The organism is Anoxybacillus sp., from assembly GCF_036834105.1.
Classification (GTDB): domain Bacteria; phylum Bacillota; class Bacilli; order Bacillales; family Anoxybacillaceae; genus Anoxybacillus.
Genome location: NZ_DAITON010000121.1, coordinates 1 through 6,823 on the forward strand (window position 1 = coordinate 1; position 6,823 = coordinate 6,823).

The following is a 6,823-nucleotide window of genomic DNA, read 5'->3' on the forward strand; positions in this document are numbered from 1 at the left end:
GTTATTGATTTTTTTTCGCTTCTGCTTTTGCGTTTTGTTGCTTCACGTGTTGAACATCGGTTTCAGTCGCAAACTCTGTTCCATACTGGCCAGCGTTTTGCTGTTTTACGTGCTGAATATTTGTTCCTGCTACCGTTTTGTTCGGTTGTTTGTTCATGACGCTCACCTCCACGGTTATTACTTTGTATCATTTGTCGAGAAAATATCCGTATGAATAATTTTTGTTTCATTTTCCAAACTACATGAAAGAGGTGAGAAAAATGTATGTTGGACGCGACTTGACAGCCCTTCAAATGATTCCGAAACAACAGTGGAAAGATAGCGAACTCGCTTTTTTCCATCACGCTCTTCAACAAGTCACTCCATATTTAAACGTTGAAGGACAGACGATGCATCGTGAAATTATTGAGGAAATTGAAGCGAGGGGCGGTTTACATCGGAATGAGGCAACATATACAAATGGAACGCGCGTATTTTATGAGTAAAGGTGATTGCCTCACCTTTACTCATACGCTTGCCATATTTTTTGGTACACAACTGGAAATGCGTAAGATGCAAGCTCCTCGATCGTTACCCACTTGCGCGTTGGAACATCTACTGTAAGACCAATCGCTTCTCCTTTATACGCTTCAATGTGCCATACAACGTGGGAGAACACATGTTGAAACGTGCCAATTTGTTGTACTGAGCGAATCACAACACCATATCTTTCGCTTATTTCCTTTATAAACGCTTGGTCGTCTGCTGTCGGGGCATGCTCGTCATTTGGAAACTGCCATAAATTCGCTAATAATCCACGATCCGGACGTTTTTCAATCAAGATGCTCCCCTTTTTATCAGCAAGTACAATAGCGCGGAAAGAAACATGTTTTGGCGCCTTTCCTTTCGTTTTTACAGGCAACTTTCCTTCTGCCCCTGCTGCAAATGCGCGACAGTGACGCTGCACAGGGCATAGGAAGCAACTTGGACTTTTCGGTGTACAAATGAGCGCGCCAAGCTCCATTAACGCTTGGTTAAAATCAGACGGATTATCGTGCGCAATGATACAAGAAACAAGTTGTTCAAACTTTTTTCGCGTGCTCCCTTTTGCAATGTCATCTGTTATATAAAAAATGCGCGATAACACCCGCATGACATTTCCGTCAACCGCGGGCTCAGGAATGTCGTAGGCGATGCTTAATACCGCACCTGTTGTATATGGTCCAACTCCTTTTAACGACGAAAATTGTTCCTTTGACGCCGGCACACACCCACCGTATTTTTCTTTCACTTCTTTTACTGCTGCATGTAAATTGCGAATGCGCGAATAATATCCAAGCCCTTCCCATGCTTTCAACACTTCTTCTTCCTCTGCTTCAGCGAGGGCGTCTAAAGTCGGGAACTTTTCGATAAACTTATAAAAGTAAGGAATGACCGTATCGACGCGCGTTTGTTGCAGCATCACTTCCGATACCCATATTTTGTACGGATCTTTTTCTTTTCGCCACGGCAAATCGCGTTGTTCTTTGACGAACCAATGAATTAAATCGTGCTGAAATTGTTCAATATGAAAATGGTCCAATATTTGTTGTACATTTTCTTTCACGTTCATTCCTCCATGGTGGTAAACTAAAAGTAAGTCCAATCGGAAAAAGGAGGCCTTTTATTTGGATACTGGTACACACGTTTTAATGGGGTTTGCATTAGGTGGATTGGCGACGCTCGATCCAACGATTGCGAACGATCCGACGCTAGCTCATGCCGTGCTTATCGGTACGCTCGCCGGTTCGCAAGCACCTGATATTGACACCGTTTTAAAATTAAAAAATAACGCCAAATATATTCGGAATCATCGCGGCATTACCCATTCCATCCCCGCGTTATTTGTTTGGACGCTGCTCATTAGCGCTGCCCTTTTTTATGTGTATGGTGCATCGTTTTTTCATATCGCGCTTTGGACGTTTATCGCTGTCAGTTTTCATGTGTTTGTCGACATATTTAATTCATATGGAACGCAAGCGTTACGTCCTTTTTCAAAGAAATGGGTTGCTCTTGGGATAATCAATACGTTTGACCCTTTTATTTTTGTCGTTCATGTAGCCGGAGTCGTCCTATGGCTGAACGGGCACCATGCTGGGTATACGTTTCTCGCTGTGTACATTGTGCTCATTGGTTACTATATCATTCGCTTTCGTCAACAACAAGCAATAAAGCGCAAGATCAAACAAATGTTTCCGGATGTCGAACAAATCATTACCGTACCGACAATAAAATGGAATGAATGGCATTTAGCTGTGACAACATCAACCCACTTTTACGTTGCTCGCTCGCAAAGAGGGGAGATTAACGTGCTCGACATGTTCGAAAAATGCCCTACTCCAAACATTCCTGTCATTGAAAAAGCAAAACAAGATGAAAATTTAGCGGCATTTTTGTCGTTTTCACCTGTATATCGCTGGGAAGTTCATGAGTATGACGACCATTATGAAGTGCGTTTTATTGATTTGCGTTACCGAAGCAAAGATTATTATCCATTTGTTGCGGTCGTGCAGCTTGATCGCGACTTGAATATTGTTAGCTCCTATACAGGGTGGATTTTTAGCGAGAAGAAATTGCGCAAAAAACTAGAACTTATTCCAGGCTAAAGTAAACGGCGGTGTTCATAAATCGCCGTCTATTGATGAATACTATACGTGTGCTTCAAAAGCACGACATCACGTCTGGGGGGACTAACAGTGGGCAATAAAGAACGAGGCTTTCCGAATCAAAACAACGAAAAATTAGAAGGTGAGCCACGCGCAAAAGCGGAATACGCATCAAAACGTGCAAACGGAACAATTAATACGCACCCTCAAGAGCGAATGCATGCGTCAAGTAAACGTGGCGACATCGAGGAGGAATAAAATGGGTAAACATTGGCGTAAAAAATTTTATGATAACCGTTATTCCGATCCTTTCCCACAACCGTGGGCAAATCCGAAGCACGCCCATGCCCAAGTAAACGGTGAAACACAACAATCGCAAAGCTTAATGATTTTGCATTCTGAAGTAAGCAAACGGAAAATATGAAGAAAAGAGGTTGACATACCCGTCAACCTCTTTTCTTTAGCAATGAAATAGGTAACGCTGCTTCTGTATCTGGGTCATTCAAGCGATATCCCCATGCGAATACACCGTTCACATATTGAAGTTTAAATAACGACTGCGGGTCTCCTTCAATTTCATAAAACTCTCCTGGTTGAAAGTTATCAGGATTCAACAAATACGACTTCGCCACAGCTATTTTTCTTTCATACACTGCGTATTCGTTTACCATGCCCATTTGTTCTGCTTTCCGCGCCTTTTCAGTCAATGCAGCAATCTCCTGCTTTAACTCCCATTCGCTCATTTCACTATACCGTTTCTGTTCCATTCCCCTCACTCCGCTTTATACGAACTTCATCTTTATCGTACCATAACGGGAGCTAAAACACATAGATCAAAAGAAGGCTGAGCATTCCTGTCATCAATACGTAGTAAAGCATCGGAATGAGCGTCATGCGAATAATTGTCCCTTCTTTTCCAGCTAAACCGACGACAGAAGCTGCCGCAACGACATTTAATACACAAACCATGTTTCCTGCATTCGCCCCTAGCATTTGCCCGGCGATAACGATATGATGTGGTACTTGAATTTGATCTGCAATGCTAAATTGAAATAAAGAAAACATCATATTACTAAACGTTGCACTACCTGAAATAAATGAGCCGAGCGCGCCAATTAAAGGAGCAACTAACGGCCAAGCCGCTCCAACAGCACTTGCGACCATTGACGCTAATTCAATCGGCATACTTGCAAGCCCAGCATCATTTACACCGGAATTAATAAAAATGCGAACCATCGGCACCGCTGTACCGAGCGCAATCGCGCTACCGATGAGCGTATACGCCGACTCCTTCATCGTCGCTAAAACATCTTCACGCTTCATTTTATGCATAAATATAGTTATGACAATGACGACGAGAAAAATCGTTCCTGGCAAATATAACGGTTCAATCGCTGTACTAATGTTTGTTCCTAAAATGTTGTTAAATTGCAGCTTGACAGAACGGAGCCATGCTTTTAACGGCAAGTTTTGTAGACGCGTCAACACTAAAATAATCGCGACAAGAATATACGGCATCCATGCAAGTAAAAGTGGCATGTCGCTTTGTTTCACGCTTGCTGCCGTTTTATGTTCATCCGTCTTCTTAAAATCCCATGGCTCTTTCGGCAATAAAAATCCTTTTTTTGCTGCTGGTACAACAATCGCTAAGCCGATTAATCCACCGATCATCGATGGGAACTCTGGTCCTAAGAAAGAAGCGACAAGAAACGCCGGGACGGTAAAGCTAAGCCCAGCAAATAAAGCAAACTTCCAAATTTCAAACCCTTCCTTCCACGAGCGATTTTCACCGAAAAAGCGCGTTAAAATAAGCACTAAAATTAGCGGGATGAACGTACCGATAATGATATCAAACGACACGGCTTGTTTTGCGAGCGTTTGAAGAAACGAAGACAAATCGCCTGTGCCGATGACGTGTTGTACTCGCTCAGCAACAGCATTTCCTTCACGAAGCCCTTGATCGACTCCGACAATGATTGGTGTTCCAACCGCTCCAAATGAAACAGGGCTACTATCCGCAACAAGCGCTACAACAACAGCAGCAAGCGGTGGAAATCCTAAAGCAACAAGAAGCGGAGCCCCAATGGCTGCGGGCGTCCCGAATCCAGCTGCCCCTTCAATAAATGCCCCAAACAACCAGGCGATAATGATGACTTGTACACGTCGGTCGCGTGTAATACCTAAAAACCCGCTCCGAATCGTATCCATCGCCCCGCTTTTTGTCAACGTGTTTAACAGTAAAATCGCACCGAAAATAATCCACAAAATTGAAATGGCGACAATAACGCCTTCAATTGTTGCAGCTGCCACTTGAACACTAGGCATCTTCCAAACGAATAACGACAAAATGACAGTAATCAAAAAGCTAATCGGCATCGCTTTTGCCGCTGGTAAACGCAATAAAACAAGAAAAAGAAAGACAGCTAATACCGGTGTAGAAGCTGTTACCACTTGTAAAAAGCTCATATTGTTCCCCTTTCTTTGTTGTAATATAATGACATAAGACATTATACCATAAGTTTGTGTAGTAATTCACAATAACATTTGACTACTTCATGACAACTGCTTATGTATACGTTTTCCACGTTGTCGTGAATATATCATACATGAAAGGATGAAATAGATGGAAACGGTCGTCATTACTGGAGCTGGGACAGGACTTGGAAAAGAGCTTGCGCTTTTATATGCGCAAAAAGGATACGAAGTCGTTCTAATCGGAAGGAGAAAAGAACCGCTTCAAAAAGTGCAACAACAAATCGAGTCATCAGGTGGAAAGGCTATTGCGTTCCCTCTTGATATTACAAACGACGAACAAGTACAAGAAGCGGCAAAAACGCTTTGTCGTACACATCATATTACAACGCTTATTAACAATGCCGGTGTCGGCCATTTCGGTCCCCTCGAACAAATAAAAAAGCAGCATATTGACGAAATGATCGATATTAACGTCAAAGGAACAATATACATGACAAAAGCATTTCTCCCATATTTAAAAGCATTACCGCAAGCAAGTGTCATCAACATCATTTCAACCGCAGGGTTGCGCGGTAAAGTGAATGAAAGTGTATATGTCGCAAGCAAGTTTGCTGTGCGCGGATTTAGTGAAAGTCTCATCAAAGAACTTGCCGAAACAAACGTTGCCGTTACGGCAGTATATATGGGTGGCATGGATACACCGTTCTGGGACGATTCCGACCATATTCAAGACCGTTCTCGCCTTCGTTCACCAAAGCAAATAGCTGAAACGATTATAAATGAATATAGGCGACAGCCAGAAATCGTCATTGAGTAGGAGGAGTTACTCCTCCTTTTTTTGTTCTAAAAACTTCTCAATGAGTGAGAGCGAAAAACCTTTTCGATATAACGCTTGTTTCATTTTTTGTTCGTACGTATAACGATCGTATTTCGCGTAGCGGCGATGCAACTTTTCGCCATGATATACAATCGCTTCCCACTCTTCTTCATCGTTTAAAACGATGTGTTGCTTTGCCGCTTCGACGATGTGGGAAGAAAACCCTTTCGTATGCAATAATTGTGTTACATACGCCCTTTGTTCCTGATGAGAACGTCTTTTTGACTGCTTGTCGATTTTTGCGATCCACTTTATCGCTTTATGTAATTGTATCTCTTCTGTATAACGTTCCAACGCTTTCAAAATCACATCTTCACGTATCCCTTTATCGATCAGCTCTCTATAAATGACATAAGGGCCTTTCATCGTCGTATTCATTTGTGTTTGCACGTAAGCGTGGGCAAATTGTTCATCATCGATGTATCGCTCATTTTGTAGCTTCCTAACGACTTGCTCCATGATCTCATTTCCGATCCCTTTGTTTCGCAAATAATCAACTACCTCTTTTGTCGAACGCATACGATAAGCTAAAAAGCGAAGCGCTAGCTTATACGCTTGTTTTTCATGATCTTTTTTCATCATCTCCTCGCATTGCGCCGCTGTTAACATCATTCCTTTTCTCATTCGATATTCGATGAGGACGTCTTGATCAACGGAAACGATTTGTTTATTGCCATCTTCTTTAACGAGATGAACGTAAAAACGTTCATGATTCTTTCGATCTACTTCAATTTTTTCAATCCACATATGTTGAACACACCTTTTCTTTCTTTTTTTCTAAAAACAACGCATAATGAAGGAAAGGAGGGAAAAAAATGAATATTTTAATAGCTGGAGGAACTGGTTT

10 protein-coding genes are annotated in these 6,823 nt (G+C 42.2%); 5 read left to right on the forward strand and 5 right to left on the reverse strand.

All coding sequences use genetic code 11. From position 1 onward, the window contains the following. Position 1: 1 nt before the first annotated feature. Complete coding sequence (locus tag V7Z64_RS10760) at positions 2-157, reverse strand: gamma-type small acid-soluble spore protein (RefSeq protein ID WP_091704697.1); 156 nt, start codon at positions 155-157, stop codon at positions 2-4. A gap of 103 nt (positions 158-260) precedes the next feature. Here V7Z64_RS10760 and V7Z64_RS10765 point away from each other — a divergent pair, with 103 nt between their 5' ends. After that, positions 261-485, forward strand: coding sequence for a hypothetical protein (locus tag V7Z64_RS10765; protein WP_003397932.1), 225 nt, complete (start codon positions 261-263; stop codon positions 483-485). A gap of 17 nt (positions 486-502) precedes the next feature. Here V7Z64_RS10765 and mutY read toward each other — a convergent pair whose 3' ends face one another. Continuing rightward, on the reverse strand, positions 503-1,591 hold the full coding sequence (mutY, locus tag V7Z64_RS10770; protein ID WP_297990530.1) for an A/G-specific adenine glycosylase: 1,089 nt from the start codon (positions 1,589-1,591) through the stop codon (positions 503-505). Between the two features lie 55 nt (positions 1,592-1,646). Here mutY and V7Z64_RS10775 point away from each other — a divergent pair, with 55 nt between their 5' ends. The 3 genes from V7Z64_RS10775 (at position 1,647) to V7Z64_RS10785 (ending at position 3,048) form a co-directional block, all read left to right on the forward strand. After that, positions 1,647-2,624, forward strand: a complete 978-nt coding sequence (locus V7Z64_RS10775; RefSeq protein WP_297990531.1) for a metal-dependent hydrolase — start codon at positions 1,647-1,649, stop codon at positions 2,622-2,624. Between the two features lie 90 nt (positions 2,625-2,714). Continuing rightward, complete coding sequence (locus V7Z64_RS10780) at positions 2,715-2,882, forward strand: small, acid-soluble spore protein K (RefSeq protein WP_003397928.1); 168 nt, start codon at positions 2,715-2,717, stop codon at positions 2,880-2,882. Position 2,883: 1 nt separating this feature from the next. Then, a complete protein-coding gene (locus V7Z64_RS10785) occupies positions 2,884-3,048 on the forward strand; it encodes a YpzG family protein (RefSeq protein ID WP_006322047.1) in 165 nt (54 codons plus the stop codon). 22 nt (positions 3,049-3,070) lie between these two features. Here the strand turns inward: V7Z64_RS10785 and V7Z64_RS10790 are convergent, their stop codons facing one another. Continuing rightward, entirely contained in the window at positions 3,071-3,391 is a 321-nt protein-coding gene (locus V7Z64_RS10790; RefSeq protein WP_297990534.1) for a YfhH family protein, read from the reverse strand. Positions 3,392-3,443: 52 nt separating this feature from the next. After that, positions 3,444-5,090 (reverse strand): L-lactate permease, encoded by a 1,647-nt coding sequence (locus V7Z64_RS10795; RefSeq protein WP_297990535.1) that lies wholly within the window; start codon positions 5,088-5,090, stop codon positions 3,444-3,446. A gap of 157 nt (positions 5,091-5,247) precedes the next feature. Between V7Z64_RS10795 and V7Z64_RS10800 the strand changes: the two genes are divergently transcribed. Continuing rightward, positions 5,248-5,916 carry an SDR family NAD(P)-dependent oxidoreductase gene (locus V7Z64_RS10800; protein WP_297990536.1) on the forward strand — a complete coding sequence of 223 codons (669 nt, stop codon included), beginning with the start codon at positions 5,248-5,250 and terminating at the stop codon, positions 5,914-5,916. Positions 5,917-5,922: 6 nt separating this feature from the next. Here the strand turns inward: V7Z64_RS10800 and recX are convergent, their stop codons facing one another. Then, the gene (recX, locus tag V7Z64_RS10805; RefSeq protein ID WP_297990537.1) at positions 5,923-6,723 is read right to left on the reverse strand and encodes a recombination regulator RecX; all 801 of its coding nucleotides are present in this window, start codon (positions 6,721-6,723) and stop codon (positions 5,923-5,925) included. Positions 6,724-6,823 lie beyond the last annotated feature (100 nt).

Bases quoted from the DNA above. Each gene is read 5' to 3' on its own strand.
- recX (WP_297990537.1), bottom strand. From the start codon at position 6,723: ATGTGGATTGAAAAAATTGAAGTAGATCGAAAGAATCATGAACGTTTT.
- V7Z64_RS10800 (WP_297990536.1), top strand. From the start codon at position 5,248: ATGGAAACGGTCGTCATTACTGGAGCTGGGACAGGACTTGGAAAAGAG.
- V7Z64_RS10785 (WP_006322047.1), top strand. From the start codon at position 2,884: ATGGGTAAACATTGGCGTAAAAAATTTTATGATAACCGTTATTCCGAT.
- V7Z64_RS10765 (WP_003397932.1), top strand. From the start codon at position 261: ATGTATGTTGGACGCGACTTGACAGCCCTTCAAATGATTCCGAAACAA.
- V7Z64_RS10760 (WP_091704697.1), bottom strand. From the start codon at position 157: ATGAACAAACAACCGAACAAAACGGTAGCAGGAACAAATATTCAGCAC.
- V7Z64_RS10790 (WP_297990534.1), bottom strand. From the start codon at position 3,391: ATGGAACAGAAACGGTATAGTGAAATGAGCGAATGGGAGTTAAAGCAG.
- mutY (WP_297990530.1), bottom strand. From the start codon at position 1,591: ATGAACGTGAAAGAAAATGTACAACAAATATTGGACCATTTTCATATT.
- V7Z64_RS10795 (WP_297990535.1), bottom strand. From the start codon at position 5,090: ATGAGCTTTTTACAAGTGGTAACAGCTTCTACACCGGTATTAGCTGTC.